This window comes from Dialister hominis (genome assembly GCF_007164725.1).
In the GTDB taxonomy this organism is placed as follows: Bacteria; Bacillota; Negativicutes; order Veillonellales; family Dialisteraceae; genus Dialister; species Dialister hominis.
Genome location: NZ_AP019697.1, coordinates 1935354 through 1961048, shown reverse-complemented (window position 1 = coordinate 1961048; position 25695 = coordinate 1935354). Strand labels below are relative to the sequence as shown.

The window sequence follows — 25695 nt, the reverse complement described above, 5'->3', positions numbered from 1 at the left end:
GGAGGGCTCATGGGAAATACATTCGGAAACACGCTTCATCTCACTATCTTCGGCGAATCCCACGGGACCGCCATCGGCTGCGTCATCGACGGCCTTCCTGCCGGGATAGCCATCGACTGGGACAAGGTCTCCTTTGAAATGCGCCGCCGCGCGCCGGGTTCTTCCCCTCTGGCAACGCCAAGGAAGGAAAAGGATGAATTTGAAATCCTTTCCGGTTACTTTGACGGCCACACGGAAGGGGATTCCCTTGCCATGCAGATCAGAAACGGCGACCAGCACTCGAAAGACTACAGCCGTCTCAAAGATGCCATGCGCCCGGGTCATGCCGACTACACGGGCCATGTGAAATATGACGGATACAACGATTACAGGGGAGGCGGCCACTTCTCCGGACGCATCACCGCGCCCCTCACCTTTGCCGGAGCCATTGCGAAGCAGATCCTTGCCAAAGAAGGTATCGTGATCGGAGCCCATGCGCTTTCCGTCGCAGGCATCATGGATTTCCCCTTCGACCCGCTGGGAGAAGAACCGGATCTCTTTGAGAAACTTTCCTCCATGCGCCTTCCCGTCATTGACGGCGAGCAGGGGGCAGCGATGGAAGAAGCTATCCTTGCTGCGCAGAAGGAAGGGGACTCCGTCGGCGGGCAGATCGAATGCATGGCACTTGGACTTCCTGTCGGCATGGGCGAACCCTTCTTTGATTCCCTCGAAAGCGAAATGGCGCACATGGCATTTTCCATTCCGGCCGTGAAATCCATTTCCTTTGGCGACGGAGAAACGCTCGCCGGCATGAGAGGCTCGGAAGCAAACGATCCCATGCGCTATGAAAACGGTAAAGTGAAGACAATCACGAACCATAATGGTGGCGTCCTCGGCGGTATTTCCAACGGGAACCCGCTCCGCTTCACCGTCACGATCAAGCCGACGGCCTCCATCGGAAAAAGGCAGGAGACGGTCGATATTTCCAAGAAGGAAGACACGATGCTGTCGATCGGCGGACGCCATGACCCCTGCATCGTCACGCGTGCCATTCCCGTTGTCGAGAATGCCGCTGCCTTCGTCCTGCTGGACCTGCTTCTCACGGGAAGGAGGTACCACTATGGCCGATGAAATGAAAAAACTCCGCGTCGGATGCTACGGCGCGAAGGGCTCTTACACGTATGAAGCCATGGAGCGCCAGTTCGGAGAAAGAGAGAGGGAAGAGCACTACTACCCGCTCTTTGAGGATGTCCTCAAAGCTGTCTCCGAAGGCGCCATCGACTACGGCGTCGTTCCTATCGAGAACTCCTCGACCGGCGGCATCACTGAAGTCTATGACCTCATCATGAAGTATGACTGCGCCGTCGTCGGCGAGCAGCTGATCAAGATCGAGCACAACCTTTTGGGCGTGCCGGGCGCGACGATCGAGGATATCGACACCGTCTACTCGCACCCGCAGGGCTTTGCCCAGTGCCGTCCCTTCTTCAATGAGCACAGGGACTGGACGCTGAAGCCGTATTTCTCGACCTCAAGGAGTGCCGAGAAGGTTGCAGAGGACGGGAAGAAGAACCAGGCGGCCGTTGCAGGAAGGGCTGCTGCCAAGCTGTACGGCCTTTCCATCCTGAAGGAAAATATTTTCTTCAACGACAGCAACTGCACCCGCTTCTTCGTCATCGGACCGCACATGGAAATCACGGAGAAGTCCGACAAGATCACCCTCGTCATTGCCGTACGCCACGAGCCGGGCGCCCTTTACCACGTCCTAGGCTACTTCTTCTACGGCGGCATGAACATGACACACCTCGAATCCCGTCCCATGGCAGGGCGGCCCTTCGAATATTTCTTCCACATCGACGTCACCGGCCGGCTCATGGACCCGTCCAACCAGCACACGCTGAAGGGCCTCGAATCGATGTGCACCTATTTCAAAATACTGGGAAACTATCCTTCCTGTATCAGTGAAGAGGAAAGAAAGGAGCAGCGATGAAACTTGGGCTTATCGGAGAAAAGCTGGGACACAGCCTTTCCCCTGAAATACATCAGAAAATTTTTGAAAAACTGGGCATTTGCGGCACCTACAACCTGCTTCCCATCGCCAGGATGAATCTGAAGGATACTGTCGAAACCCTCCTTGAAAGCATGGACGGCTTCAATGTCACCATCCCTTACAAGACAGACATCATGCCCTTCCTGGATGAAATATCCCCCGAAGCCAGGACCATCGGCGCCGTCAATACCGTCGCTGTCCATGACGGCAAACGGTACGGCTACAACACTGACTATGATGGATTTGCGAGGACGCTCGACAAGATCGCGGCCGATGTCAAAGGCGAGAAAGTCTTCGTCATGGGCCATGGCGGAGCCTCCCGCGCCGTCGTCCAGTGCCTCCACGACAGAGGCGCAGGCGCTATTCTCATCGTCAGCCGCTGCCCTGAAGCCGTTGATGAATCCTTCCAGGAATTTGCGGAAAAGAGAGACTGCCTCATCATCGACTACAGCATCCTCAACCAGGAAGACGGCTACCTCCTCGTCAATGCCACTCCCGTAGGCATGTACCCGAAAGCAGGCTTTTCCCCCGTGCCTGCCGAGGTCGCTGAACGCTTCGACAAGGTCATCGACCTCATCTACAACCCCTCCGAGACAAAACTCCTCTCCGATGCCATGAATGCCGATAAATCAAACGGCCTCTACATGCTCGTCATGCAGGCCGTCCGCGCCGAAGAAATATGGCTCGGCCACGACATCCCTGAATTCGTCGCCATGGAAATCGTCGAAGAAATGAAGCAGCTCCAGGAAGAACGCGTCGAAGCAGAAAGAGCGAAAGAAAAGAAGGCAGGCCTATGAGGAACATCATCCTGATCGGCATGCCCGGAAGCGGCAAGACCACCTTCGGCAAAGCCATCGCCGAAAGACTCGGCCGCCCCTTCATCGATGCCGACGATTACCTCGAAGAAAAAGAAGGAAGAACCATCGCCTCCCTCTTCGCCATTTCCGAAGACGCCTTCCGCGATGCCGAAGAAAGAACCATCCGTGACCTTTCCGAAAAGGAAAACCTCGTCATAGCCACCGGAGGCGGCGTCATCAAAAGACGTGCCAGCATAGAAAACCTCAAGAAAAATGGCCACATCTTCTTCCTTGACCGCGACGCCAAAGATATTGCCAGCGACGTAGAAGTAGAAAAACGCCCGCTCCTCAAAGACGGCCCCCAGAAAGTCTACGACCTCTATCAGGAACGAATCACCCTCTACCGGAACGCCGCCGACACCATCATAGGAAACCATGGAACCAAAGAAGAAGTCCTCGAAAAGATCCTTGCAATCATTGAAGGATTGTAAAAAAGAATATAAAAGTAAAAGAGCCATGAAAATGAACATTGATCTTCATGATTCTTTTTTGGCTCTTCACGGAAATTTGGGGGATGAATAATTTTTAGGTAAAGAATGGAATCGGATAAGGGTAAAGAAATAATCCATGTTTCGGTACCCATATCCGATTCTTTTTAGTACCTTGATCTTATTATTAAATCCTTCAAGCTTCCCCGTATTGATAGGATACAGGGCATGAGCAGCCAGTCCCTTGATTCGCTTCTGCTTTTGCCGGGCAAACTTTACCAGGGCAGGAATCCCGCTCTCCAGTCCAGCCTGAATCCATTTTGTCCATCCGGCGAGAGCTTCTTCATAGTCAGTCAATGTGAACAGACGAGTCATCTCCTGCTTCATGGCATAACAAATCGCCAAATCCCTATGCTCGCTCAGGATATCCAACAGATGAGTTTTCTGCCTTTCATTCAGGTGGTCGTCCTTCTTTAACAGTATCCATCGGGATTTCTTTAATTCGGTATAAAGCTTCCTTTCTTCATGGCTCTTTTCCCTGGCCATCTTCTGGAGCTCTGGATTATTAGTTTCTTTCGTATATTTCTTTAATGCTTCTGCTTCCTGCCTATGCTTTTGTGCTTCCTCCAGGCGCACGGCTCCCATAACATCACGCCCAAACTGTGCCTGCATATGGTACCGGTCATAAACGATGGGGGCCTTCGGACAATATTTCTGGAACAGCCTGTTAAAGAATGCGTTCATATCCATGGCCACCGCTTTTAGCTTGGAAAGAAGCGAAAGGTCAATGCTCTTAAAGAAGTGCTCAAAATCTGCCATAGAGCGACCCAGGCCGGCCCACAAGATGAATCCCGTTTCCAAATCCATAACGCAGGTGGCATAGCGATGGCCCTTATGGATAGCGAACTCATCTACGGCCAAATACCGTGGGCGATAGTTACTTTTCTTCAGGCAGGTTTCAAAGGCAGCCAACGCCTTATCCATGATATGCTTTTGTATTCTCTGTATGGCACTCCAATGTACAGAGAGCATGGCCGAAATGGCAGAAATGGATGTATGACACTTAAGCAGATGGATAATCCACAAGGCCATATCCCAAGTAACGCGTGTGAAAGGGCATTGGCAGGGGATATCTTCCGTTATGGCCTCCCCGCAGGATGTGCAGCGGAATCTGTGCCCCGAGAACTCTATATACTTCTTTTGCTTAGGAAGATCTGGAAAATCCTTGATGAGTACAGAAAAAGCCCCATAACTATACATACGGGAGTGACAGTGCGGACAGGAAAAATCTCTGGCAGTCCGTAGACTGGTAACTCGGGTATGGCAATGAGGATTTGGATGGTTAGTGATATTTTCTGTGCGATAATATTGACAATTAAAAGTGATTTCATTATGGTAATAAAAGAGCATTATTCGACCTCCGTGCGTAGTTTTAGGCAACTTACATTTTGGAGTAGATAATGCTCTTTTTCAATGCCAATTTTATATGTTATTATTTTTATCCCACAAAAAAGCGTGAAGAGCCTCTTTTTTGATGGAGAATTCGGGAGTCCCTATGACAAGAAGCTGTCCCCGTCAGGGGAAAGTGGCGCCGTTAGGCGACGAAAGGGGTTCATTACCACGCAGCAGAGCTGCGGTTGTATGGTTTTCCTTCCGTCTTAAGCTGATTGTCTGTTTTTCAGATCCCGCAGATGCACCTTTAAAATGACTGGAAATCTTAAAATGTCAATGAAGCCTGATAAACACTGGCTTCATTGGCATTAAAAACACCACGAAATGTCCTATAAGCCTAAACAAAAGGCATATAATTGTTAGATAATCCTCTGACGGGATTTTCCAATACAAAAGAGGCTGTGGCAAAATGATTAACCATTTTGCCACAGCCCCCTTCTTTTTTCTTTTTATTTGACTTCCTGAATGATCGGAAGGATCATCGGTCTGCGTTTGGTACGTTCGAAGAAGTACTTGCCGAGGGAGTCTCTGATCTGAGTCTTGATGGCGTTCCATTCGGTGACGTTGCCTGCTTCGCAGCGGTCGAGGATGGATTCGATGCGGTCTTTGGCTTCGGTCAGGAGGCCTTCGCTGTCTCTGACGTATACGAAGCCTCTGGAGACGATGTCCGGGCCTGCGAGGACCTGGTTGCTGCCTTTTTCGAGGGCGATGACGACGATGACGACGCCGTCCTGAGCAAGCTGCTGGCGGTCTCTGATGACGATGTTTCCTACGTCGCCTACGCCTAAGCCGTCAACGAATACGGCACCTGCCTGGACTTTGCCATTGATCTTCGCACTGCGGTTAGTGAGTTCGAAGACGGAGCCGTTTTCTCCGATGAGGATGTTCTGTTTCTTGACGCCAAGGCTTTCAGCGAGTTCTGCGTGGCTGCAGAGCATGCGGTATTCGCCATGGACGGGAATGAAGAATTTCGGATGGACGAGGGAGAGCATGGTTTTCAGGTCTTCCTGGGATCCGTGGCCGGAAACGTGGACGCGTGTGTTGTGGCTGGTGACGACGTGTGCGCCGAGACGCATGAGGTTGTCGATGGTGCGGCCTACGCTGTTTTCGTTGCCCGGGATCGGGGATGCAGAGATGATGACGGTGTCGCCGGCATGAATCTGTACCTGACGGTGGCTGCCGTCTGCCATGCGGGAGAGGCCTGCCATCGGTTCGCCCTGGCTTCCTGTGGTGAGGATGCAGATGCGGTCGTCTCTGTAGCGGTTAAGTTCTTCCGGTTCAATGAATGTGCCTTCCGGCGCTTTGAGGTAGCCCATTTCACGGGCGATGCCTACGACATTGACCATGGAACGGCCGAAGACGCAGACTTTTCTCTTGAATGCCAGAGCGGCATCGACTGCCATCTGGATACGGGATACGTTGGATGCGAATGTGGCAAGGATAATGCGGCCCTTGGCGTCGGCGTAGGAGCTCATGAGAGACTTGGCGACGACGGCTTCGGACGGGGTGTAGCCCGGGTTCTGTGCATTGGTGGAGTCAGCGCAGAGGGCAAGTACGCCTCTGTGGCCGAGCTCAGCCAGTTTGTACATGTCGGTCTGTTCTCCATCGACCGGTGAATGGTCGAATTTGAAGTCGCCCGTGTGGACGATGGTGCCGACCGGGGTCCTGAGGTAGATGCCGCAGGAATCCGGAATGGAATGGCAGACGTGGAAGAATCCGAATTTGAACGAACCGGCTTTGAATTCGTCCCCGGACTTCACGACGTGCAAATCAGCGTCATTGACTTTCGCTTCCTTGAGCTTGCCTTCGATGAGGCCGCAGGTGAGGCGTGTCGCATAGACTGGCGCTTTGACATCCCTTAAAAGATAAGACAGGGAGCCGATGTGATCTTCGTGACCATGGGTGATCAGAATCGCCTTGACCTTGTCTCTGTTCTCAATCAAATAGCTGAAATCGGGGATGACGATGTCAATCCCCGGCATGGTTTCATCAGGAAATGCCATGCCTGCATCAATTACGATAATTTCGTCGTCGTAACGGAAGACAGTCATGTTCTTTCCGATTTCCCCTAGTCCTCCTAAGGGAATAATTTGTAATCTGGTTTTGGACAAGAAAAATACCTCCTGTGTGATTTTGTTTCATGCATATGTGGTGTTCCGTATCATAAGCTGAATCAATCGATCAAAAAAACATTTTAAAAACTTATATAGATAAAAAAATAAGCCGTTCCATAGTCGTTACTCCTATTATAACACAAGGCATGCAGAGCGATAGTAGAAGAAAAATGAAATTGGAGATTCATTTTCATTCCCATCTGCGCAAATCTATACCCTTTTCGAAATTTCTGTCATGCGGATTTTTCCTGTTTTTATGTTAGAATAGAGGTATCACATTATAGGTTTACAGTAAAGGAGACAGTATGGGAGATTTCAAGGCAGGCAGCACCAACGCGGTCGTATTGGCAGGGATGTGTACGGCTCTGGCCGTAGTCCTTTCTATGATTGGGCTCTACATGCCGCTTTTTTCCACTATCGTATTTCTTTTGATCCCTCTTCCGATCGCATACCTGGGGATGCGCGAGGGGATCCAGTGGTCGGTCATCGTCACGAGCGGGATCCTGATCCTGGACTCGGTTTTCTTCGGCATCGTTTCTGCCGCTTTCCTCTGCGCGATTTTCGGGATCCTGGGCATCGTGATGGGGATCTGCTACAAGCATAAGATTGCGGCGTGGAAGGCGCTGATTGCAGGCGCCGTCGTCGTTCTCATCGCACTTGTCGCCGAAGGGCTGGCAGCGCTCTATGTCCTGGGGATTTCCTCTCCGATTTTAGGCGGGGAAGGTTTCACGCAGATGGAGCAGTCGATGAATGAGATGCTTCCGTCCTTCTATTCGGGCGAAGCGCTGACGCAGGCGCAGGAACGCGTCGATGTCATGATGGAATCCATCAGGAAATCCATTCCCTTTGCCATGGTGGCAGCGTCCTTCTTCTATTCCTGGGCGTCCATGACGCTTGGCAAGATGATTTTCCAGAAGATGGGCATCAAGGATATCCCGATGCTTCCGGCTCTGGAACGCTGGGAAATGCCAAGACCGGTTCTTTATGTGTACATCGCTGTCGTCGTGGCAGGATATTTCTTGAAGCCGCAGGGCATGATGGACTATGTCCTCTACAATGTGGAAGTCGGCTGCGTCCTGATCTTCTGGCTGCAGGGGCTTGCGACGCTCTGGTGGATGCCGCACAAGTATCCGAGGGTCCGTCCCTTCCGCGTGCTGATCGTTCTGCTGTCCTTCTTCGTGGGACTTTTCCAGATGATGATGGTCTTCCTTGGAATGGCGGATATGGCGGTCAACTACCGTAAAAAAAGAAATTATCAATAAGAAGTGGAGATGAAGGGGGCTGTCTTGTAGGAAACTATAAATCAGCGCCCTTTTATTTGCATTTGGGGTGCTTTTCGGGTACGATTATAGATATCAGAAGGGATAGGGAAACTATCCACGCTGGTATGAGCCGCGGCTCAAAAAGGTATAAAAGGGAGAAGCAAAATGCTCGGTGATATTTGGGTTTATAAGAAAACCAGCCGGATCTACGTGACGCTGCTGCTTTTGGCAGTCATCATGCTGGCGACCCAGAACTGGCAGCTCGGTGTCCTTCTTTTCATCATCGTCGCAGGATGCATCGTCTATACGAAACGGTGCGACCTCACGCAGGAAAAGAAGCTGATGAAGTACCTGGACGATCTGTCGGCTGGCGTGTCGGCCGGGACTGTCTATGCCGTCAAGAACCTGCCTATCGGGATTGCGATGATGGACAGCGGCAAGGAGCTCGTCTGGACGAATGGCGTATTCCGGAGCTGGCTGGGAGATGATGCGCAGGAAGGCGCAAGTCTCCAGGACCTGATCACAGGTCAGAAAATTTCGAAAATATGGGGCAAGACCGGATGGTTCGACTGCCATGCCAATGGCACGTTCTTCCGCGTTTTCCATAAGTACGTGTCTGACACGGAAGGTATGGAAGACCCCTTCATGGTGCTCTACTTCATGGACCGCACCGATGTGGAAGTGGCTGTGCGCGAATGCGCTGACGCACGCCCTGTTTTCTGCATCATCCGCATCGACAACATGAGCGAAGTCACTTCCGAAATGACGGACGTGGAACGCTCCTCGCTTTTGAGCGATGTCACGGAAAAAGTCCTCTCTTACTTCAATGAGAGGGACGGGTTCATCAAGCAGTACAATGATACGGATTTCGTCGCATGCATTTCGCATAAGGCGCTTGTGGAAATGATGGAGCATAATTTCGATATCCTCGATACCGTACGTGCCATCCATACCGTCAACCGCATTCCTGTGACGCTTTCCATCGGCGTCGCGCAGATTGACGATACCTTTGCCAAACAGTATGACGAAGCGCAGGTTTCCTTAGACCTCGCTCTTGGCCGCGGCGGCGACCAGGCCATCGTCAGGATCGGCAAGGACACGAAAGCATTCGGCGGCAAGGCACCGACCTCTGTCAGCTCGACAAGAGTCAGGGTCAGAGTCGTTGCCCAGGCGCTCAAGGAAATCATCGAAGGCGCAGACCTCGTCCTCGTCATGGGACATAATCACGAAGACTTCGATGCGCTCGGATCCGCTGTGGGCGTCACCCACCTCGCGCGTTCCTCGCACATCGAGACGCATATCGTCCTTTCCAAGGAAAGAGACACCTGCCGCAAGATGGCAGAAGCCATCGAAAAGAGCGGCGAAGTCGAAGGCCTCATCATCGATGCCGGTGAAGCGAAGAGCCTTGTCACAGACAAGACCGTCCTCGTCGTCGTCGATACCCACATTCCGGAACTCGTGGCAGCGCCTGAGCTCCTGAAGAAGGTCAAGAAGAGAGTCGTTATCGACCATCACAGAAGAGCGAAGAGCATCATTGAAACGCCTCTTCTGACATACATGGAACCATCCGCATCGTCCGCATCCGAGCTCGTCACCGAACTCATCCAGTACTATGGCGGCGATGAGGAAATGAATGAAATCGAAGCATCCTGCCTCTATGCAGGCATCGTTGTCGACACGAAGAGCTTCACCGTGCAGACGAGCGTCCGCACCTTCGACGCGGCAAGTTACCTCCGCCGCTGCGGTGCGAACACGCAGCTCGTCCACGGGCTCTTTGCCGAAGACATCGGTTTCATCCAGAAGAAAGCGCAGATCCTTGCCCAGATGAAAATCGCCCACGGGTGCATCGCCGTTGCCGAATGCCCCAAGGACGCAGAAGAATCACAGATTCTGGCGGGACAAATTGCCGATTACCTTGTCACCGTGAAGGAAATCAGGGCCAGCTTCGTGTTCTACCACTCAGAAAAAGGTCTCTGCATCTCCGCCCGGTCTGACGGGTCCATCAATATGCAGGTCATCATGGAAGCCGTGGGAGGCGGCGGTCACCAGACCGTAGCCGGCGCCCAGGTCGGAGATGAAGCCGATCAGGAAGCCATCACCAAGACGCTCATCCAGGAGGCCGAAAAACAAATAGAGGAGGAAAAAGAATGAAAGTAGTATTACTGCAGGACGTCAAGAAAATGGGGAAAAAGGGAGACGTCATTGAAGTCTCCGACGGCTACGGCCGCAACGTACTCATCCGCAAAGGCCTCGGCGTAGAAGGCACACGCCAGAACCTCAATACAGCAGCACAGCGCCAGGAAGCCAAGGAATTCAAGAGCCAGGTCGCTGCCGATGAAGCAGTCATCATGGCTGCCCAGCTGAAGAAAGTCAAAGTCGTCATTAAAGTACAGTGCGGCGAAGACGGAAGAGTCTTCGGCTCCGTCACAGGAAAAGACATCAGCGAAGCCCTTCAGACTCAGTACAAATTCAAACTCGACAAGAAAAACATCCGTCTCGAAAGCCCGATCAAAGCTACAGGCGAATACGATGTCGAAGTCTGGGTACACCAGAACGTCACCAGCACAGTACACGTTTCCGTCATTCCGGAATAATAAAGAGGGGCCTCGCAGGAGGTCCCTTTTTCTCTAGAAAGGAGAACTATTATGGCATTGGAAATTGGAAAGAAAGCGCCGGACTTCACACTGCCCTCCGACAGCGGCAAAGATGTGTCCCTCTCCGACTACCTCGGAAAGAAAGTCATCCTTTACTTCTACCCGAAGGACAATACCTCCGGCTGCACACTCGAAGCACAGGCCTTCCGGACGCACCTTGCCGACTTCGAAAAACTCGGCTACGTCGTCCTTGGCGTCAGCCGCGACTCCGTCAAGAAGCACTGCAACTTCAGGGACAAGAACGAACTCAACTTCCCGCTTCTCTCGGATGCCGATGAAGTCGTCGTCAACCTTTACGGCGTCCTCAAGGAAAAGAGCATGTACGGCAAGAAATACATGGGCATCGAAAGATCCACCTTCATCATCGATGAAAAAGGAAATCTCGTAAAAGAATACCGCAAAGTCAAAGCAGCCTCCCACGTGGGGGACCTCTTGAAAGACCTCGTCGGGAAATAAGGAAAGCAAAAAAGGAGCTGGGAAACGGATTATCGTTTTCCTGCTCCTTTTATATTCCAAGGAAGGATATAATAAGTATAGAAAATACTTTAAGGGGGTGGCGGAAATTGATGAATGGTGATGTCAGAGATTTTGTAGATAGGATCCATTATGGTGACGAATTGGTTTTCATGTATAGAGGACAGAAATTCTTTTTGGAAGGTCTCTTTCAGGATGACAACAAATTCACGACTTATCTGGACCGCTGGGAACTTCCGGGAACCGATTATATCTGGGTTGGCAAAGGAGATAAAACCTACCCTGTGCAGGAATTTCTGATGGCCAGACTCTGGGATGGAAGAACCTTTTGGGAAGCGGAGTCTGAAATGGAATGGGTTGATTACTAACAGCAGGGAACCCGGGCAGATATTGATTGCTATGCAAAAAAGAGGCTGGAGCGAAATGATATCACATTCCGCTCCAGCCTTTTTCTATTTCCTTAAATCCTTCTGATTGCCATCAGCGCCAGATTGAGCGCTGCATTTCTTGCTTCCCTGCCCCATGTGCGGACATCGTGGCTGACAGTGGCCAGGGTGTCTGTCGTGAAGAGGATTTCAGCAAATTCCTTATGTCTGAAACGGGCGCAGGCAGCGAGTGCGCTGCAGGCCATGTCGACGACCTGGCAGCCCTGCGCTTTCCTCATTTCCACCTTATTCCTTGTTTCACGGAAGAAGGCATCCGTCGTCCATGTCGTGCATGGCTCGACGGAAATGCCCAGGTCCATGAAAAGAGCTTCGATCTTGGAAAGGGGTTTCGGATCGAGCTCTATGAAATGGGAAGCCGGCATGTAGTGGGCCGACGTGCCCTCATCTCTATACGCCCTTTCGACAGGGAGAAACGTATTCTCCGGCATGTCGACAAGCATCCCGCAGCAGGAAATCATGAGCATTTTCTCGACACCGTACGCAAAGAGCCTCTCCTGCGTGATGACGGAAGCAGGCGCGCCCAATGGCGCCTCCATGACAGCTACATCCTCGCCGTCATCATTGACGATCCAGATCGGGATATTCTTCATCGTCGTAGGCAGGTGGCCGATCAGTTTTCCTCCGCGGATCTCGATATAGCTTCCAATCCGCGCTTCGGAAAGGAAGGCATAGACAGCCCTTTCGGGCAGCTGCAGATCCAGTTTCTCATAATCCGGCGAAATCAGGCCCTCCGACGGATCAAATTCAGTATCCAGACTCATGATAGTGCCTCCTAAGCAGGCAAGGGGACTTCCCGTCCCTCTTCTTATTAGCATATACTTGTTTTATGTTATTATTATATCATTTTAGATAGAATCTCGTAATAAAATATTTCGAATCATATAAAAACTTCTTTTATTCAATCAATACTGAGGAGGGAGGGAGAGGCGGGGCCGCCGCTAACACTCGCCTTCCCAGACGGGGAAGTATGCCTTTGACCTTGCCCTGGAAGGGAAGGTGTCGCCAGAGGCGACGGATGAGTTGCATTTCCTCAGCCGCAGGCTGGTTTAGCGGTTTATTTGGGGGGCAGTTTCTAAAAAGGCGAAGCATCCTTTTAGTTTTTAGGTAGTCCATTTGTATATCTATGTTAGATAAACCCTCTAATCAAATATATCAAAGCAAAAAGGACCCTGGCGGGTCCTTTTTCAATTCATTCTTACATTCCCAGTACGGCTTCCATGGCGAGTGCGAGGGAGGCGTTTCTGCTGTCTTTTCCCCAGTTTCTTTCATCGTGCCTCATGGAGGCTAAGGTGTCTGCGGTGAAGAGGATCTGGGCGAAGGTCTTTCCTCTGAATCTGGCGCAGGCGGCAAGGGCGCTGCATTCCATATCGACGGCCTGGCAGCCGGCTTCTTTCACCTGTTCGATCTTTTCCTTCGTTTCGCGGAAGAAGGCGTCGGTGGTCCAGACGGTGCAGGGCATGCAGGGGATATTTCTTTTGGCAAAGATTTCCTCTATATGCGCGAGCGGTTCTTCATCGAGGACGATGGAGTCGGATTCGGGGAGGTAGTGGAAGGAGGTGCCTTCGTCCCGGAAGGCTTCCTTAACGGGAAGGAAGGTGTTCTCGGGAAGGTCGGTGAGGGCGCCGCAGCAGCCGACGGTGAGAAGTTTTTCAGTGCCGTAGGCAAAGAGTCTCTCTTCCATGAGGACGGCAGCCGGTGCTCCGGCCGGGGCCTGGATGAGAGTGACTTCTTCTTCTCCTATTTTTACGACCCAGACGGGAAAGTTTTTTGTCAGCGACATGAATTTCCCTGCCTGGTATCCTTCGTGCGCTTCGGCGAAGGACTGGATATGTCTTTCAGAAAGAAATGCCATGACGGCGTATTCGGGAAGGGCAAGGCCCAGTTTCTCAAAGCCGGGGCTGATGAGCCCTTCTTCCGGATCAAAATCAGTGAAAAGCGGCATGAAAACCTCCTTATATTATAGCATGGTGCCTTCGATGTGGTACGGGCTTTCAGGCGAAGGCGAAAGCGGACGGAGGGGGATGCCCCTTCGTTCCAGAAGCTCTCTCAAGATCCACGGGCGGTCGGAAATGATGCCGTCAGCGCCTTTTTCAATCGTTTCAAGCATGTCGTTCCTCGAGTTCACGGTCCAGGGCAGGATTTTCATGCCCAGTTCATGGGCTTCGTAAGCATCTTTTTCCGTGAATTCCCGGAAGTTCGGCGAGAGGATATCAGCTCCCGCTGCATAGGCGCAGGCGGCGATGTGGCCGTCGTAGTCGTGGATGGAAAGGCCTGCCAGCCATGGCGAAGGCTCTCTTCTTGTCATATGGATCGTATCCCCGTCGACGGGACTATCGGGGGACAGCTGGTAGAGGGCGGACGTCCGGATTTCCGGGGCCTCATCCTTCATGATGCGCAGCGTCCTCCAGTCGAAGGACTGCAGGATGACGCGTTTCTCCATCTTGTACTTGCGTACGATGCGGAGAAATTCGTCGACAAATTTGTGCGGGTCCGCATTGTTCTCATAGAAAGGGCTCTGCGGATCCGGGTACGATTTCGTTTCTATATTGAATTCCGTTGTGTTGTGGCCAGTATCGACCGCAAGCTGGAACATTTCTTCAAGCGTCGGGATTTTGGCGTGGAGCGCAGTCTGTGAGCCGTGAAGGCCGAAGTACTCGCTCTCCGGGTTGATGGCGCCAACGTCAAAAGACTTGATTTCCTCGATGGTCATCAAACGGATGTCGTAGATGCCCGTCCGGAGGTACGAACCGTGGATATCTCTTGTGATATCCGGATTCAGGACCGGATTGTGGCTCATTACGATGCCGTCTCGCGCGAGCTGCATGTCGCACTCGATGTTGGCTCCGATTTCCATGCCATAGAGGTAGGAATACAGTGTGTTTTCCGGGCGCGCGTCTCTCCCTCCGCGGTGAGCCTGGGAATCAAACATCTTTGCCTTCCTCCTCTGCATTGGCGATCAGGTTCAGGAGAATGGCAGGATTTTTCGTGTCATACTCGACCTGTTCCGACCAGCGTGCGGCTGAGCGGATCGGATCGTCCGTCAGCGCCGCTTCAAGGAAAATGTATTCGGCGGCGTCGCGGGCAAAGTCCGAAACGGCTGCCATGCCGTACGCATCTGATTCATCGAGCGCCCGGTACCAGATGTATTGGTAAAGGCGGTTGAAGAAGTACGGATCATATTTCGAAAGGTAGGCCCTGGCCAGGCGGATGAGCGAATCCGTCTTCCTCGTCATGAGGGACAGGCGGTTCGTCCATGCCTCGTCGATCGGCTCCGTTTTTTCGAGACGCGAAAGGACTGTCTTCACGCGCTTTTCCTCAAGGCTCGGGCGGAAGACGTAGGCAGATGTCTGCATGTCCCAGCCGAGCGCATTCACGAGGTCTTCGAGCGAATAGAAGCCGTCGGCCTTGTCCGCGCGGAAGGTGAGCGAGCCTTTTTCTTCCATGATCTGCTCGACGGTCCTTTCACAGGAAAGCCCTGTCCCGCAGAGTTCCCAGTCGTCGATGTACTTGAAGAAACGTGGGTGCATCTTGCAGATGTCGCAGAGATAGTCGTCGCCCTTTTCAAGGACGAGGCGGCAGAGCCCTTCCTTGGTGAGAAAATGGCAGTATCCTTCATCATTCAGTTTGAAACAGGTGGACCCGTCTTCACTCTTCTGCATCCACTGGGCCAGTTCTTCGCCAAGAGGCCCTTTTTCGCTTCGGTAGCGTGCCTCACTGTCGGGATCGATATCGATTTCCCAGATCTGGCAGCAGGTATGACTGCAGGCATCCGCCTTGCACTTGAAGTAAGGGAAAAACACCGGATAGATTGACAGCATAGAACCCTCCACGATTTCAACTATTTTAACGCATTACGATTTCGATTCATAGTTATATATATATTATAATGCAGCGCCCATCGGCACTCAACGATAAATATCAAATTGTCACCCTGAAAACGGGCGATTTTGGCCGTTAACATTGAGAACGGACGCGGAAAGGTCTATAATAATACAAATACGGCCTATTATACGAGAAAAGAAACCTTTCCGGGAAGGGAAGATGCGGCCGGTGCAAAGGCTGCAAAGACGGCCGATTCCGCCTTGCGGAAGGTAATTTCAGAGAGGTGACCTGGATGTTTGTACATGAAATGATCAACGGAGCGGATCCCGCCCATATAGCCCTTGACGGCGACGTAGAAATCACATATGGCCAGCTGGCCGAAACCATCAGAAGATTCAGAAATCTGCTTTACAGAGAAGGTGTCAGGAAAGGCGACAGAGTCGGCCTCTACTGCGCCAACCGCCCTGGTTTCATCTATACATACATGGCAGTCATTTCCCTGGGAGCCATCATCATCCCGATCAACAATTCCCTTGTCGACCGCGAAGTCGATTTCATCCTGAAGGACTCCGGTTCCAAGCTCGTCGTCTCCGATGTGCCGCTGACCGTTTCCTGCCGCGTCATCGACCTGCATGATTACGACTACGAAGCCAAGGACGGCCCGCTCGAAGAAGCACCGCCATTCCCGTCTGATCTGACAGAAGACGACGTTTGCGCCCTCGTCTACACCTCCGGCACGACCGGAAGCCCGAAGGGTGCCATGCTGACGCACAAGAACCTTATTTCCAACGTGGAACAGTTCACCAAACAGGTCATCTTCATGCCGGAAGACAAGGTCCTCTGCATCCTGCCGATGTTCCACTGCTACGGCCTCACCACTGTCGTGAACTCCAGCCTGTACCATCATTCCACGATCGTCATCCTGCGTTTTAAGAGCTCGTCTGAAATCATAAATACGATCGTCGAACACTCTGTCACCATCGCCATCATGGTTCCGCCGATGTACAACCTGCTTGCCAGAAAAGGCGAACCGTCCGTCATGGAAACCGTCCATGATTTCATCTCCGGCGGCGCATCCATCCCGCAGCCGGTTGCCAAGGCATTCTATGATCGCTTCGGCCATCCTGTCCGCGAAGGATACGGCCTGACAGAAGCATCCCCGGTCGTCAGCGTCCTTCCGGAAAACAAGCCGAAATACCTGACCAGCGGCCCTGCCATACCGGGCGTCGAAGCTATGATCCTCACTGAAAACGGCGGCCCGTACGTACCGGGCACCGTCGGCGAACTCTTAGTCCGCGGCGACAATGTCATGAAGGGCTACTGGAACAAGCCGGAAGAAACGAAGAAGGTCTTCACCGAAGACGGCTGGCTCAGAACCGGCGACCTGGCTTACATGGATGAAGACAGCTACATCTACATCGTAGACCGCCTGAAAGACCTCATCATCGTCAACGGCGAAAACGTCTATCCGGGCGAAGTCGAAGACTGCATCTATGAAGTCGAAGGCGTAGGCGAATGCGCTGTCGTCGGACATCCTGATCCTTTGAGAGGACAGGCAGTCTGGGCTTATGTCGTCATGAAAGACGGATACGAATACGACGAAAACAAGATCCGCAAGTACATGGCAGGCAACATCGCCACTTACAAGATCCCAAGACGCTTCATCCCGATGGACGCCCTCCCGAAAAACGCAACAGGCAAGATCCTGAAGAGAGCACTCAGAAACGGATAATCAATAAAAAAGAGGCTGCAGCTATTGCTGTCCCCGTTAGGGGAAAGTGGCGCGCATGCGCCGAAAGGGGTTCATTCTCTAGGGAGATGAAGCATCCGTCAGGCACTCAGACAAATCCAATGCATGTAGATGCTGGATGATCCTCTAATGAAATATTCCAATAGAAAAAGTGGTTAGGACAAAATGGTTACACATTTTGTCCCAACCACTTCTTTTTCATTTCAGATCAAAATCCCATGCAGGTGGTCGATTTCGTGCTGGATGACTTCTGCCGTAAATCCCGTGAAGGTCTTCGTCTTCTTCCTGAAGAGGGAATCCATGAACTTGACCTCGATCTTGTCGTACCTTTTACAAGGGCGGCGGCCGTCGAGGGACAGGCAGCCTTCCTCGGCATCATACGGGGCAGGGGAGGTCTTTAAGATTTCCGGATTGTACATGACGACGGACTTATTTCCCTGACGGAAAAGGATGACTGCCTTCGTGCTCCCGATCATATTGGCGGCAAGGCCTGCGCAGGTATCGAGCTTGCTTTCCAGCGTATCGACAAGGTCCCTTCCGACCTGCCAGTCGTCCTTTGTCGCCGGTTCTGCCTTCCTCTGCAGGAAAAGAATGTCTCTTACAATATCTTTTATCATAGAAATCCCCCTATATCCCAAAAACTGACACTGTGTTATAATACTATTATATTGAACATATTAAATGTAAAGATACCTTTACATTATAGTATCAAATAAATCATATTTCAGAAAGAAGGATTCAATTATGGCAAAAATTTTAGTTATTTCCGGACATCCGCATCTTGATCAGTCTCTGGCAAACCAGACTATCCTCACCGAACTCAAGAATTCCGGCCTCGATATCACCATCGAAGACCTCTCCGAAATTGGCTGGGACTTCGACATCGAAGCTGAAAGAAAAGCTGTCGTAGACGCAGATGCTCTTGTATTTGAATTCCCGCTCTACTGGTACTCCTATCCGGCACTCCTGAAGAAATGGGTCGAAGAAGTCCTCGCTCACGGCTTCGCATACGGCACCGGCGGAACAGCTCTGCAGGGAAAGGATTTCTTCATTTCCAGCACCACTGGCGGCCCGGAAGAATCCTACAGCCATGAAGGCCCGCAGAACCATCCGATCAGCGAATTCTTCTTCAACTTCGATCAGCTCGCAACATTCACCGGCATGAAGAAGCATGAACCGATCATCACCTACGGCTGCATGTACGTACCAGGCCTTTCCACCGAGGAAGACAAGCAGAAGATCGTAGATAACTGCAAAGCAAGCGCTCAGAAACTCATCGAAGAACTGAAAAAGATCTAAAATGATTTGATCATAAGAAAAGGGGCTGTGACAAAATCCAACAAAATGCTGCTTTTGCTTTTCCTCGAACGAAGTTCGGTTTAAGGGTGTTAACCTTGCTCCGAAGGAGAAGGTCCCGGCGAAGCCGGGGAATACAGTAGTTCTCGAGCAAAGCGAGGTTTTGAGGTTTTCAGATAAAACAGATAGATAAATATGTTGGATAATCCCCAAAAATCGAATATAACAATGCACAAGGGGCTGTGGCAAAATGATTGCACATTTTGTCATAGCCCCTTTTTTATTTCCATTTTTTACATGGTGAAGCCGTTCGTCTGATCGCTTGTCTTGTCCAGACGGCGTGCGATGTCATCATAGTATTCCTTCAGGTGGAAAACAAGAAGGTCGAGCGACGTGCGGACGACGGACGGATCGAAGCGTTCGTCGCGGGATGTCACGCAGACATCGAGGAATACATTGTCATCCCGTTCGACGGAATATTTCACGATCGCATGATGGCCGTTCAGCTGGTTGATATAGTCCAGGAACGTCTGGCGGGCCGGCCCCTTCGGGCAGGTGCCCAGATGCACGCGGACGAGAAGGTACATGCTGTTATTCGTAATGACAGCCGTCACGACCTTGTGGCTTGCGCCGGCCGGCAGTGCTGTCATGAAAATCACCGTATCAAAAGAATCATGCACATCCTGACGGCGGAAGAAATTCAGCCCTTCTGCCTTCATATACTTTTCGAAAGCATCCGCTTTCAAATTCTTATGCCGAACCCCCTGCGGGAACGGAGTCACATTATCTGCCATAAAAAACCTCCACGCTCAGTAAATTCATTAAGTATTACATCTATTATACAGGATACGGAAGAAATAGCCAAAAGAGCGTAACCGGTCCCGTGATTTCCAGGAATGCTGCAGGTGCAGGTAATACCACTTCAGGCGTTCGAAGTCTTTTCTGCAAAAGCAGTGGGGAAGGAAATCGCGAAAGCCTTTGCCCGGCAAAGCTCTGGAAGCAGGCAGATGGCAGCGAGAAGGGGAAATAATCCTGCCTCCAATTCCTTACACTTTGTTCTGCATCTTCATGATGAAATAAGGTATAAGCGGCAAACGATATAGCCATAGAAATATTCTATAGCTATCACTTTTTTATACATTATGCATAAAGGTTTTGAACGCCCGGTCAATTTTCAAAACACTTAAAATCATGGTCATTTTGAAAAAAGCTCGATTGTATCGGATATAACTCAAACTCATCCAAAGGCTTTCAGATGAGTTTGAGTAATAGGATAGCTGCTTAAAACTGTATAACCTAATAAGATTGATATGCTATCTTGCTATGACTTAAACATATCAATAAATAGAGAATGGTCAAGCCTACTATACAATTCGAAAAAAGAGAATATAATGGAAAACATACAAGTTATCGGGCTTCCAGGATACGAGAAATCCCAAGCCGAATATTAAAACAAAGAAATGTGGTGAACGAGATGGATCTTATGATGCTTCCAGAATTTGTAAAATTAGCTCTCTTTATGGCAGCCGTATTTATTTCAAATATAATACAGGCCCTGACCGGATTTGCCGGCGTGATGCTCTCCATTCCGCCGACCATCCTCCTCTACGGACCAGATATGGCCAAAGCGGTCATAAATGTCATCTGCTGGCTCGTATGCGTTCTGCTCATGGTGCAGAACCGCAAATATATCAACCCGAAGGAACTTTTCCGAATCGTTGCCTTCATGCTCGTCGGCATGGCTATTGGCATTCACCTCTACAACGTCGTGAACCAGGCCATCCTCGTTCCTCTCTACGGCGGCATCATCGTAGCCGTCGCACTGAAGAACCTCTTCATGAAGCAGTCTAATTCTTCCCTCCCGGCATGGATTGCCATCCCGGTACTCCTCGGAGCAGGAATTATCCACGGCATGTTCGCTTCCGGCGGCGCCCTCCTGGTCGTCTACCTGGTTGCCACCTTCCGTGACAAAGACTCCTTCCGCGCCAACGTCGCTTCCGTATGGTCGATTCTGAACCTCGTCCTGATGTTCAACGACTACTCCAAAGGCCTCTACAATGCGCAGTTCCTCCAGCTCCTGGCACTCGGCGTCATTCCGCTCGTATTTGCCATCTGGCTCGGGAACAAGATTCATGACATGATCAACCAGAAAATGTTCAACCGCCTGACTTACTGCTTACTTCTCGCAGCAGGCAGCATGATCCTGATCTGATCAATAAAAAATGGGAATAAAAAAGAGCAGCTCGCTATGGGCTGCTCTTTTCATGCTCTTTCTTCATATTGATACATTGACAAGCGTGAATGTATGCTTTATACTTACCATATATCACAAGAGGGGGGTTCGAGATGGATTATAAAAACGATGTACGGATCATAAAAGCGCTGACGGATGAGAACCGTCTGGCGATTCTCCATATGCTGCAGGACGGTTCAAAATGTGCCTGCGTTATTTTAGAGGAGCTGCACATCACGCAGCCGACGCTTTCGCACCACATGAAAATTCTCTGCGATACAGGCCTTGTCGATTCCTGCAAGTGCGGGAAGTGGATGTATTATTCGCTGTCGCTGGAAGGCGGCAGGACGCTGCGCGCACTGGTAGAGCGCTACACCATCAGCGAAGAAGCTTATGCGGATTACAAGACCTGCGAATCCTGCAGGGATAACGGAGCAGGGGATCCCTGCCAGGATGACGGAAAGGAAGCCGGAAAATGAGCCAGGAAAAACAGGAAGGCATCAGCTTCTTCAACCGCTACCTGACGGTCTGGGTATTTCTCTGCATGGCCGCCGGCGTGCTTATTGGTAAAGCCGCGCCGTCCGTGACGGCTTTTCTTGGAAATATGACGATTGCAGGGATTTCCATACCGATCGCCATCCTCATCTGGGTCATGATTTATCCCATGATGATGAAGGTCGACTTTGAAAGCGTCAGGGAAATCGGGAAAAATCCGAAGGGCCTCATCGTCACATGGATCGTGAACTGGCTCATCAAGCCGTTCACCATGTACGGCATCGCCAGTTTCTTCCTCTTCGTCGTATTCAAAGCGTGGATAGCGCCGGACATTGCGACGCAGTACCTTGCCGGCGCCGTGCTCCTGGGGGCGGCTCCCTGTACGGCCATGGTCTTCGTCTGGAGCTCTCTGACAAAAGGAAATCCGGCGTATACTGTCGTCCAGGTCGCAACGAATGATCTCATCATCCTTGTCCTTTTCGTGCCGATCGTGAAATTCCTCCTGGGCGTGTCCCATGTCGAAGTCCCGTACAGCACGCTTTTCCTAAGTGTCCTCCTCTTCGTCGTCATTCCGCTTGCAGGAGGCATCCTGACACGTATCAGCGTCATCAAGAGCCATGGCAGGGAGTACTTCGAAAAGACATTCATCCACAAATTCGATAATGCGACGACCATCGGACTTCTCCTTACGCTGATCCTCATCTTTGCCGGCCAGACTGAAGTCATCCTGTCGAATCCGCTGCACATCGTCCTCATCGCCGTGCCGCTCATTCTTCAGACATTCCTTATCTTCTTTATCGCCTATGGTGCCTGCCGCATCCTGAAGCTGCCATATGATATTTCCGCTCCGGCAGCCTTGATCGGCGCATCCAATTTCTTTGAGCTCTCCGTGGCCGTCGCCATTGCCCTTTTCGGCACGACGAGCCCTGCCGCGCTGGCAACCACCGTCGGCGTGCTGACAGAAGTTCCTGTCATGCTCACCCTTGTCCTCATCGCCAATTCGACGCAGGACTATTTCCCAAAGAGGAAAACAAGATGAATAAAAATAAGCCGAAAGTGGCTTTCCTCTGCACGCATAATGCATGCAGAAGCCAGATCGCAGAAGCCCTGGGAAGAAAACTGGCGGGAGATGCGTTCGAACCCTTTTCAGCGGGTACGGAAAAGCAGGATCACCTTGACCCGGGCGCCGTCAAATGGATGAAAGAGCTGCATGGCGTAGACATGGAAAAGACGCAGAGGAGCAAGACGCTCAGGGATATCCCGGCGCCGGACATCGTCATTCTCATGGGCTGCGGCATAGCCTGCCCGGCCATGAAGGCCGCTTACGAAGAGAACTGGGGGTTTGACGATCCTTCCGGGAAATCCAGGGAAGAATACGAGAAAACTATAAGAATCATAGAACAGCGCATTCTGGACCTGAAAGAGAAAATCCAGAAAGAATGGAAATAAAAAAAGAGCTGAGATGAAATGCCCGCACATTTCGTCTCAGCTCTTTTGTTTAATAAAGGTAGGGGAAGACGTCATCCTGGTCCTGATCCTGATCATCGGGTTCATCATAGTAGATCTGATTGCCAACGACCTGTGCGTGGCTGCCATCAGAGCCAAAGATGTTATTGCCTACCGCCTGATAGGATCCGCCATTGCTGTCGAAGGTCGTATTGCCGATGGTCGTGTATGAAACGCCATTGCTCCCATAGACATAATTTCCGACCTGTGTATAGGAAGTACCATCGGAAGAGTACGTCGTATTTCCGACGGTGGTATAAGAATTGCCATTGCTGTCATACGCTGTATTGCCTACGATCTGAACGTAACCGCTTGCCGCCGAAACACTGAAGGCACACGTGACAGATAAAATGCCGGCCAAAACAATCGCTTTTAATTTCCGCATGTAAGACACCCCGCTTTGAAACAAACAGATATGCATAAGATCCTGTAATTACTATTACTTTCATTATACGATTCTGCCAGACGGAAGGAAAGGCGGGGAGGCCCCGGCATCTTGCGCCGCTGATCAGAGTCCCTGCTTTTCCAGCCGTTTTTCGTACTGGTCCAGGATATCCTGCATGTTGATGGAGGCCATTTCCTCTTCGGTCTTTTTCTGCACCTGGTCGTAGCAGTCGCGGATGACGAGCTGGATATTGACACCCACGCCGCATTCCGGATTCGTGTGCGTGTCCTGATGCAGGAGGGGCTTGTCGCCTTCGACGGCGCGGTACACGTCCAGAAGGGAAATGTCCTTCGCATCCCGGGAGAGAGCCGGCTTGGCGTGGCCTTTGACGCTGGTCAAAAGTCCTGCGTTTCTAAGCGATGACATCAGCTGCCTCACGAAGGCAGGGTTCGTTTTGACGCTTTCTGCGATGGCCTGGCTCGTCAGGCTTTCCTTCGCGTTCAGCGCAATGAAGGAAAGAATGTGGACGGCATCGCTCACTTTTGTCGAGTATTTCATGGGAATCGCTCCTTTGCTGTATATTAAATTATAACAACAGATTGACACGATAGCAAGAAATCTGTAGTATATGGATGTAAGAATAATATTTACAGCAATAAGGAGAACAACCATGAGCTTTTATGAAGATCTTGTCATGCAGACACAGATGAATTTCCAAAAATATTACGGTATTTACAGAAGAGGCGGTACGCCCTACGAGCTGGCCGGCCCTTCCAAGCTTTCCATGGATGAGAAGATTGATCGTCTCGTTCAGGAAATCCGCGATGCGGACTGCGTCATCGTGGGCGGCGCTTCCGGCCTTTCTGCGGCTGGCGGCGGCAATTTCTACTATGAAAACAACGATTCCTTCAAGAAATACTTCGGCAAGTTCGAGGAAGTCTACCACTTCAACGGCGCCTTCGACGGCATGTTCCGTCACTGGAATGACCGTGCGGCTTTCTGGGCATTCCTTGCGACATTCCTTCATACGACGCTCACTGCGCCCATACGCGCGCCGTACCATGATCTGGACGCCCTGCTCAAGGGTAAGGATTTCTTCGTCATCACGACGAACCAGGATACGCAGTTCATCAAACTCTATCCGGAAAATAAAGTCGCAGAGCTGCAGGGCGACCACCGTTTCTTCCAGTGCGCCTCCTGCTGCCAGGATGACACGTGGGATGCCGTGCAGCCGGTAGAAGACATGATCCGTGCCATGGGAGACGGCATCAAGATCCCAAAGGGCATGATTCCGCGCTGTCCGCACTGCGGCGGCGAAGCCTTCCCCTGGGTCAGAGGATACGGCAATTTCCTGCAGGGAAAGAAGTATAAAGAACAGTATGAAAAGGCATCCAGCTACATTGCATCACACAAGGATGCAAAGATCCTCTTCATCGAGCTCGGTGTCGGCCGCATGACACCGATGTTCATCCAGGAACCCTTCTGGCAGCTCACCATGGGCCTGCCGCATGCGAGGTACATCGGCGTGAACAACCAGTTCGACTTCCTTCCGCGCCAGATCGAGGATAAGGGCATGACCATCCTGGGAGATATTGCAGAAGTCCTGACCGCGGCTGTCAAAAAGAAAGGGGGAGGAGTAAGAAATGGATTATCAGGCAATTGCAGAAAAAATCAAGCAGGCCGACGCTGTCCTGATCCCTGACAATCCGCATCGCAGCTCCTGCCCTGATCATCAAAAGCTGCATGCAGGCGGCCGATGTCATCATGGGGAAGAAGGATGCTGATGATGCGGCCAAGGATATGGCTAAGACCGTCGGGACGATCACGGCAGCCGGCGGTGCTTATCAGGCAGCACTGACGATGACAAGAGGGACGACGAGCCATCTGGTCAATACGCTCCTGCGCTCGAATGTAGGCGTCCTCGTCCTTCAGGCGGGCATTGAGCTCAGCCAGCCTTTGAAGCAGTACGTGAACGGGGAAATCACCGGGCAGAAATTTGCCCAGGATGCCGGTTACCGCGTCACTTCCCTTGCCGCATCATGGTAAGGTGCTGAATGCGGCGCTGCTGCAGGCGCCATTCTGGGACCGCTCGGCATGACCGGAGGCGCGCTCCTTGGCGGCATGATCGCATCGATCGCCATGGGCCTTACGGGGAACCAGCTTCTGGCGGGCGAGGAATCCATCGAAGTGTATAACGAAAAATCCGAGACGATTAATGAAATCTATAAGAAGGTCGAAGAAATCATCCGCAAACGCCAGGATGAATACCAGAAGATGACCGAAGAAGAGCTTGCTCATTTCGATTCCGTCATGGGGGATGGACTTCATGAAGTCTTCACCGGCGCCCTTTCCTCAGATACAGACTATGACGCTGTCACGAAGGGCATAGACAAGGTCCTTGCTTACTGGGGAAAGACCGTCCTTTTCCATTCCAAGGACGAATACAAGGCGCAGTGGGATCAGCCATTGATCCTGAAATTCTAAGGGGGCGGCAT

The 25695-nt window shown here is 51.5% G+C and carries 28 protein-coding genes; 18 read left to right on the top strand and 10 right to left on the bottom strand.

The window, feature by feature from the left end:
• The first annotated feature begins 9 nt into the window (after window positions 1-9).
• From aroC to Dia5BBH33_RS09090, 4 genes are read left to right on the top strand one after another with little or no spacing between them, the layout of a single operon-like run.
• The gene (gene aroC / locus Dia5BBH33_RS09105) at window positions 10-1110 is read left to right on the top strand and encodes a chorismate synthase (RefSeq protein WP_022381949.1); all 1101 of its coding nucleotides are present in this window, start codon (window positions 10-12) and stop codon (window positions 1108-1110) included.
• Entirely contained in the window at window positions 1100-1966 is an 867-nt protein-coding gene (gene pheA, locus Dia5BBH33_RS09100) for a prephenate dehydratase (RefSeq protein ID WP_108850478.1), read from the top strand. Before aroC ends, pheA begins: the two co-directional genes overlap by 11 nt.
• Entirely contained in the window at window positions 1963-2823 is an 861-nt protein-coding gene (locus tag Dia5BBH33_RS09095; RefSeq protein ID WP_108850479.1) for a shikimate dehydrogenase family protein, read from the top strand. Before pheA ends, Dia5BBH33_RS09095 begins: the two co-directional genes overlap by 4 nt.
• A complete protein-coding gene (locus tag Dia5BBH33_RS09090; RefSeq protein ID WP_143332847.1) occupies window positions 2820-3314 on the top strand; it encodes a shikimate kinase in 495 nt (164 codons plus the stop codon). The genes Dia5BBH33_RS09095 and Dia5BBH33_RS09090 overlap by 4 nt, the downstream gene beginning before the upstream one ends.
• Window positions 3315-3380: 66 nt before the next feature.
• On the opposite strand, the gene Dia5BBH33_RS09085 is transcribed toward Dia5BBH33_RS09090, so the two are convergent.
• Window positions 3381-4721 carry an ISL3 family transposase gene (locus Dia5BBH33_RS09085; protein ID WP_143332846.1) on the bottom strand — a complete coding sequence of 447 codons (1341 nt, stop codon included), beginning with the start codon at window positions 4719-4721 and terminating at the stop codon, window positions 3381-3383.
• Between the two features lie 491 nt (window positions 4722-5212).
• Window positions 5213-6874: a ribonuclease J gene (locus tag Dia5BBH33_RS09080; protein WP_108850483.1), complete on the bottom strand. Its 1662-nt coding sequence runs from the start codon at window positions 6872-6874 to the stop codon at window positions 5213-5215.
• Between the two features lie 308 nt (window positions 6875-7182).
• On the opposite strand from Dia5BBH33_RS09080, the gene Dia5BBH33_RS09075 reads away from it, so the two are divergent.
• The 5 genes from Dia5BBH33_RS09075 to Dia5BBH33_RS09055 all read left to right on the top strand — a co-directional run bounded on the left by Dia5BBH33_RS09075 (window position 7183) and on the right by Dia5BBH33_RS09055 (window position 11635).
• Window positions 7183-8139, top strand: coding sequence for a YybS family protein (locus Dia5BBH33_RS09075; RefSeq protein ID WP_022383047.1), 957 nt, complete (start codon window positions 7183-7185; stop codon window positions 8137-8139).
• Window positions 8140-8304: 165 nt separating this feature from the next.
• The gene (locus Dia5BBH33_RS09070) at window positions 8305-10290 is read left to right on the top strand and encodes a DHH family phosphoesterase (RefSeq protein ID WP_143332845.1); all 1986 of its coding nucleotides are present in this window, start codon (window positions 8305-8307) and stop codon (window positions 10288-10290) included.
• The gene (gene rplI, locus Dia5BBH33_RS09065) at window positions 10287-10733 is read left to right on the top strand and encodes a 50S ribosomal protein L9 (protein ID WP_108850485.1); all 447 of its coding nucleotides are present in this window, start codon (window positions 10287-10289) and stop codon (window positions 10731-10733) included. The genes Dia5BBH33_RS09070 and rplI overlap by 4 nt, the downstream gene beginning before the upstream one ends.
• Before the next feature lie 51 nt (window positions 10734-10784).
• Entirely contained in the window at window positions 10785-11249 is a 465-nt protein-coding gene (gene bcp, locus Dia5BBH33_RS09060) for a thioredoxin-dependent thiol peroxidase (RefSeq protein ID WP_022383050.1), read from the top strand.
• Between the two features lie 107 nt (window positions 11250-11356).
• Window positions 11357-11635, top strand: coding sequence for a hypothetical protein (locus Dia5BBH33_RS09055; RefSeq protein ID WP_157952081.1), 279 nt, complete (start codon window positions 11357-11359; stop codon window positions 11633-11635).
• A gap of 92 nt (window positions 11636-11727) precedes the next feature.
• Here the strand turns inward: Dia5BBH33_RS09055 and Dia5BBH33_RS09050 are convergent, their stop codons facing one another.
• The 4 genes from Dia5BBH33_RS09050 to fliB all read right to left on the bottom strand — a co-directional run bounded on the left by Dia5BBH33_RS09050 (window position 11728) and on the right by fliB (window position 15531).
• Complete coding sequence (locus tag Dia5BBH33_RS09050) at window positions 11728-12474, bottom strand: nucleoside phosphorylase (protein WP_143332844.1); 747 nt, start codon at window positions 12472-12474, stop codon at window positions 11728-11730.
• 434 nt (window positions 12475-12908) lie between these two features.
• A complete protein-coding gene (locus Dia5BBH33_RS09045) occupies window positions 12909-13655 on the bottom strand; it encodes a nucleoside phosphorylase (protein WP_022381922.1) in 747 nt (248 codons plus the stop codon).
• A gap of 15 nt (window positions 13656-13670) precedes the next feature.
• Window positions 13671-14642: a glycerophosphodiester phosphodiesterase family protein gene (locus Dia5BBH33_RS09040; protein WP_162501785.1), complete on the bottom strand. Its 972-nt coding sequence runs from the start codon at window positions 14640-14642 to the stop codon at window positions 13671-13673.
• The gene (gene fliB / locus Dia5BBH33_RS09035) at window positions 14635-15531 is read right to left on the bottom strand and encodes a flagellin lysine-N-methylase (protein ID WP_143332842.1); all 897 of its coding nucleotides are present in this window, start codon (window positions 15529-15531) and stop codon (window positions 14635-14637) included. The genes Dia5BBH33_RS09040 and fliB overlap by 8 nt, the downstream gene beginning before the upstream one ends.
• A 296-nt stretch (window positions 15532-15827) precedes the next feature.
• Between fliB and Dia5BBH33_RS09030 the strand changes: the two genes are divergently transcribed.
• Window positions 15828-17267: a class I adenylate-forming enzyme family protein gene (locus Dia5BBH33_RS09030; RefSeq protein WP_143332841.1), complete on the top strand. Its 1440-nt coding sequence runs from the start codon at window positions 15828-15830 to the stop codon at window positions 17265-17267.
• A 221-nt stretch (window positions 17268-17488) separates the two neighbouring features.
• Here Dia5BBH33_RS09030 and Dia5BBH33_RS09025 read toward each other — a convergent pair whose 3' ends face one another.
• Entirely contained in the window at window positions 17489-17902 is a 414-nt protein-coding gene (locus Dia5BBH33_RS09025) for a peptide deformylase (protein ID WP_143332840.1), read from the bottom strand.
• Window positions 17903-18029: 127 nt separating this feature from the next.
• Between Dia5BBH33_RS09025 and Dia5BBH33_RS09020 the strand changes: the two genes are divergently transcribed.
• Window positions 18030-18584 carry an NAD(P)H-dependent oxidoreductase gene (locus Dia5BBH33_RS09020; protein WP_022381917.1) on the top strand — a complete coding sequence of 185 codons (555 nt, stop codon included), beginning with the start codon at window positions 18030-18032 and terminating at the stop codon, window positions 18582-18584.
• A 290-nt stretch (window positions 18585-18874) separates the two neighbouring features.
• Here the strand turns inward: Dia5BBH33_RS09020 and Dia5BBH33_RS09015 are convergent, their stop codons facing one another.
• Window positions 18875-19375 (bottom strand): hypothetical protein, encoded by a 501-nt coding sequence (locus tag Dia5BBH33_RS09015; protein WP_022381916.1) that lies wholly within the window; start codon window positions 19373-19375, stop codon window positions 18875-18877.
• A 689-nt stretch (window positions 19376-20064) separates the two neighbouring features.
• Between Dia5BBH33_RS09015 and Dia5BBH33_RS09010 the strand changes: the two genes are divergently transcribed.
• The 4 genes from Dia5BBH33_RS09010 (at window position 20065) to Dia5BBH33_RS08995 (ending at window position 22758) form a co-directional block, all read left to right on the top strand.
• Window positions 20065-20793, top strand: coding sequence for a sulfite exporter TauE/SafE family protein (locus Dia5BBH33_RS09010; protein WP_022381915.1), 729 nt, complete (start codon window positions 20065-20067; stop codon window positions 20791-20793).
• A 134-nt stretch (window positions 20794-20927) separates the two neighbouring features.
• Window positions 20928-21293: an ArsR/SmtB family transcription factor gene (locus Dia5BBH33_RS09005; protein WP_143332839.1), complete on the top strand. Its 366-nt coding sequence runs from the start codon at window positions 20928-20930 to the stop codon at window positions 21291-21293.
• Entirely contained in the window at window positions 21290-22348 is a 1059-nt protein-coding gene (gene arsB, locus Dia5BBH33_RS09000; RefSeq protein WP_143332838.1) for an ACR3 family arsenite efflux transporter, read from the top strand. Before Dia5BBH33_RS09005 ends, arsB begins: the two co-directional genes overlap by 4 nt.
• Entirely contained in the window at window positions 22345-22758 is a 414-nt protein-coding gene (locus Dia5BBH33_RS08995) for an arsenate reductase ArsC (protein ID WP_143332837.1), read from the top strand. Before arsB ends, Dia5BBH33_RS08995 begins: the two co-directional genes overlap by 4 nt.
• Window positions 22759-22807: 49 nt before the next feature.
• Here the strand turns inward: Dia5BBH33_RS08995 and Dia5BBH33_RS08990 are convergent, their stop codons facing one another.
• Together Dia5BBH33_RS08990 and Dia5BBH33_RS08985 are read right to left on the bottom strand one after the other, a co-directional pair.
• The gene (locus tag Dia5BBH33_RS08990) at window positions 22808-23200 is read right to left on the bottom strand and encodes a hypothetical protein (RefSeq protein ID WP_108850498.1); all 393 of its coding nucleotides are present in this window, start codon (window positions 23198-23200) and stop codon (window positions 22808-22810) included.
• Between the two features lie 123 nt (window positions 23201-23323).
• Complete coding sequence (locus Dia5BBH33_RS08985) at window positions 23324-23758, bottom strand: Rrf2 family transcriptional regulator (RefSeq protein WP_143332836.1); 435 nt, start codon at window positions 23756-23758, stop codon at window positions 23324-23326.
• 112 nt (window positions 23759-23870) lie between these two features.
• On the opposite strand from Dia5BBH33_RS08985, the gene Dia5BBH33_RS08980 reads away from it, so the two are divergent.
• From Dia5BBH33_RS08980 to Dia5BBH33_RS08970, 3 genes are read left to right on the top strand one after another with little or no spacing between them, the layout of a single operon-like run.
• Window positions 23871-24902: an SIR2 family NAD-dependent protein deacylase gene (locus tag Dia5BBH33_RS08980; RefSeq protein WP_198419603.1), complete on the top strand. Its 1032-nt coding sequence runs from the start codon at window positions 23871-23873 to the stop codon at window positions 24900-24902.
• 41 nt (window positions 24903-24943) lie between these two features.
• On the top strand, window positions 24944-25246 hold the full coding sequence (locus Dia5BBH33_RS08975; protein WP_143332835.1) for a hypothetical protein: 303 nt from the start codon (window positions 24944-24946) through the stop codon (window positions 25244-25246).
• 48 nt (window positions 25247-25294) lie between these two features.
• Window positions 25295-25684 carry a hypothetical protein gene (locus Dia5BBH33_RS08970; RefSeq protein WP_143332834.1) on the top strand — a complete coding sequence of 130 codons (390 nt, stop codon included), beginning with the start codon at window positions 25295-25297 and terminating at the stop codon, window positions 25682-25684.
• Window positions 25685-25695: the final 11 nt, after the last annotated feature.

Excerpts from the sequence above, each read along its gene's own strand:
- aroC (WP_022381949.1), top strand. The coding sequence starts at position 10 with ATGGGAAATACATTCGGAAACACGCTTCATCTCACTATCTTCGGCGAA.
- pheA (WP_108850478.1), top strand. The coding sequence starts at position 1,100 with ATGGCCGATGAAATGAAAAAACTCCGCGTCGGATGCTACGGCGCGAAG.
- Dia5BBH33_RS09095 (WP_108850479.1), top strand. The coding sequence starts at position 1,963 with ATGAAACTTGGGCTTATCGGAGAAAAGCTGGGACACAGCCTTTCCCCT.
- Dia5BBH33_RS09090 (WP_143332847.1), top strand. The coding sequence starts at position 2,820 with ATGAGGAACATCATCCTGATCGGCATGCCCGGAAGCGGCAAGACCACC.
- Dia5BBH33_RS09085 (WP_143332846.1), bottom strand. The coding sequence starts at position 4,721 with ATGCTCTTTTATTACCATAATGAAATCACTTTTAATTGTCAATATTAT.
- Dia5BBH33_RS09075 (WP_022383047.1), top strand. The coding sequence starts at position 7,183 with ATGGGAGATTTCAAGGCAGGCAGCACCAACGCGGTCGTATTGGCAGGG.
- Dia5BBH33_RS09070 (WP_143332845.1), top strand. The coding sequence starts at position 8,305 with ATGCTCGGTGATATTTGGGTTTATAAGAAAACCAGCCGGATCTACGTG.
- rplI (WP_108850485.1), top strand. The coding sequence starts at position 10,287 with ATGAAAGTAGTATTACTGCAGGACGTCAAGAAAATGGGGAAAAAGGGA.
- bcp (WP_022383050.1), top strand. The coding sequence starts at position 10,785 with ATGGCATTGGAAATTGGAAAGAAAGCGCCGGACTTCACACTGCCCTCC.
- Dia5BBH33_RS09050 (WP_143332844.1), bottom strand. The coding sequence starts at position 12,474 with ATGAGTCTGGATACTGAATTTGATCCGTCGGAGGGCCTGATTTCGCCG.
- Dia5BBH33_RS09045 (WP_022381922.1), bottom strand. The coding sequence starts at position 13,655 with ATGCCGCTTTTCACTGATTTTGATCCGGAAGAAGGGCTCATCAGCCCC.
- Dia5BBH33_RS09040 (WP_162501785.1), bottom strand. The coding sequence starts at position 14,642 with ATGTTTGATTCCCAGGCTCACCGCGGAGGGAGAGACGCGCGCCCGGAA.
- fliB (WP_143332842.1), bottom strand. The coding sequence starts at position 15,531 with ATGCTGTCAATCTATCCGGTGTTTTTCCCTTACTTCAAGTGCAAGGCG.
- Dia5BBH33_RS09030 (WP_143332841.1), top strand. The coding sequence starts at position 15,828 with ATGTTTGTACATGAAATGATCAACGGAGCGGATCCCGCCCATATAGCC.
- Dia5BBH33_RS09025 (WP_143332840.1), bottom strand. The coding sequence starts at position 17,902 with ATGATAAAAGATATTGTAAGAGACATTCTTTTCCTGCAGAGGAAGGCA.
- Dia5BBH33_RS09020 (WP_022381917.1), top strand. The coding sequence starts at position 18,030 with ATGGCAAAAATTTTAGTTATTTCCGGACATCCGCATCTTGATCAGTCT.
- Dia5BBH33_RS09015 (WP_022381916.1), bottom strand. The coding sequence starts at position 19,375 with ATGGCAGATAATGTGACTCCGTTCCCGCAGGGGGTTCGGCATAAGAAT.
- Dia5BBH33_RS09010 (WP_022381915.1), top strand. The coding sequence starts at position 20,065 with ATGATGCTTCCAGAATTTGTAAAATTAGCTCTCTTTATGGCAGCCGTA.
- Dia5BBH33_RS09005 (WP_143332839.1), top strand. The coding sequence starts at position 20,928 with ATGGATTATAAAAACGATGTACGGATCATAAAAGCGCTGACGGATGAG.
- arsB (WP_143332838.1), top strand. The coding sequence starts at position 21,290 with ATGAGCCAGGAAAAACAGGAAGGCATCAGCTTCTTCAACCGCTACCTG.
- Dia5BBH33_RS08995 (WP_143332837.1), top strand. The coding sequence starts at position 22,345 with ATGAATAAAAATAAGCCGAAAGTGGCTTTCCTCTGCACGCATAATGCA.
- Dia5BBH33_RS08990 (WP_108850498.1), bottom strand. The coding sequence starts at position 23,200 with ATGCGGAAATTAAAAGCGATTGTTTTGGCCGGCATTTTATCTGTCACG.
- Dia5BBH33_RS08985 (WP_143332836.1), bottom strand. The coding sequence starts at position 23,758 with ATGAAATACTCGACAAAAGTGAGCGATGCCGTCCACATTCTTTCCTTC.
- Dia5BBH33_RS08980 (WP_198419603.1), top strand. The coding sequence starts at position 23,871 with ATGAGCTTTTATGAAGATCTTGTCATGCAGACACAGATGAATTTCCAA.
- Dia5BBH33_RS08975 (WP_143332835.1), top strand. The coding sequence starts at position 24,944 with ATGCAGGCGGCCGATGTCATCATGGGGAAGAAGGATGCTGATGATGCG.
- Dia5BBH33_RS08970 (WP_143332834.1), top strand. The coding sequence starts at position 25,295 with ATGACCGGAGGCGCGCTCCTTGGCGGCATGATCGCATCGATCGCCATG.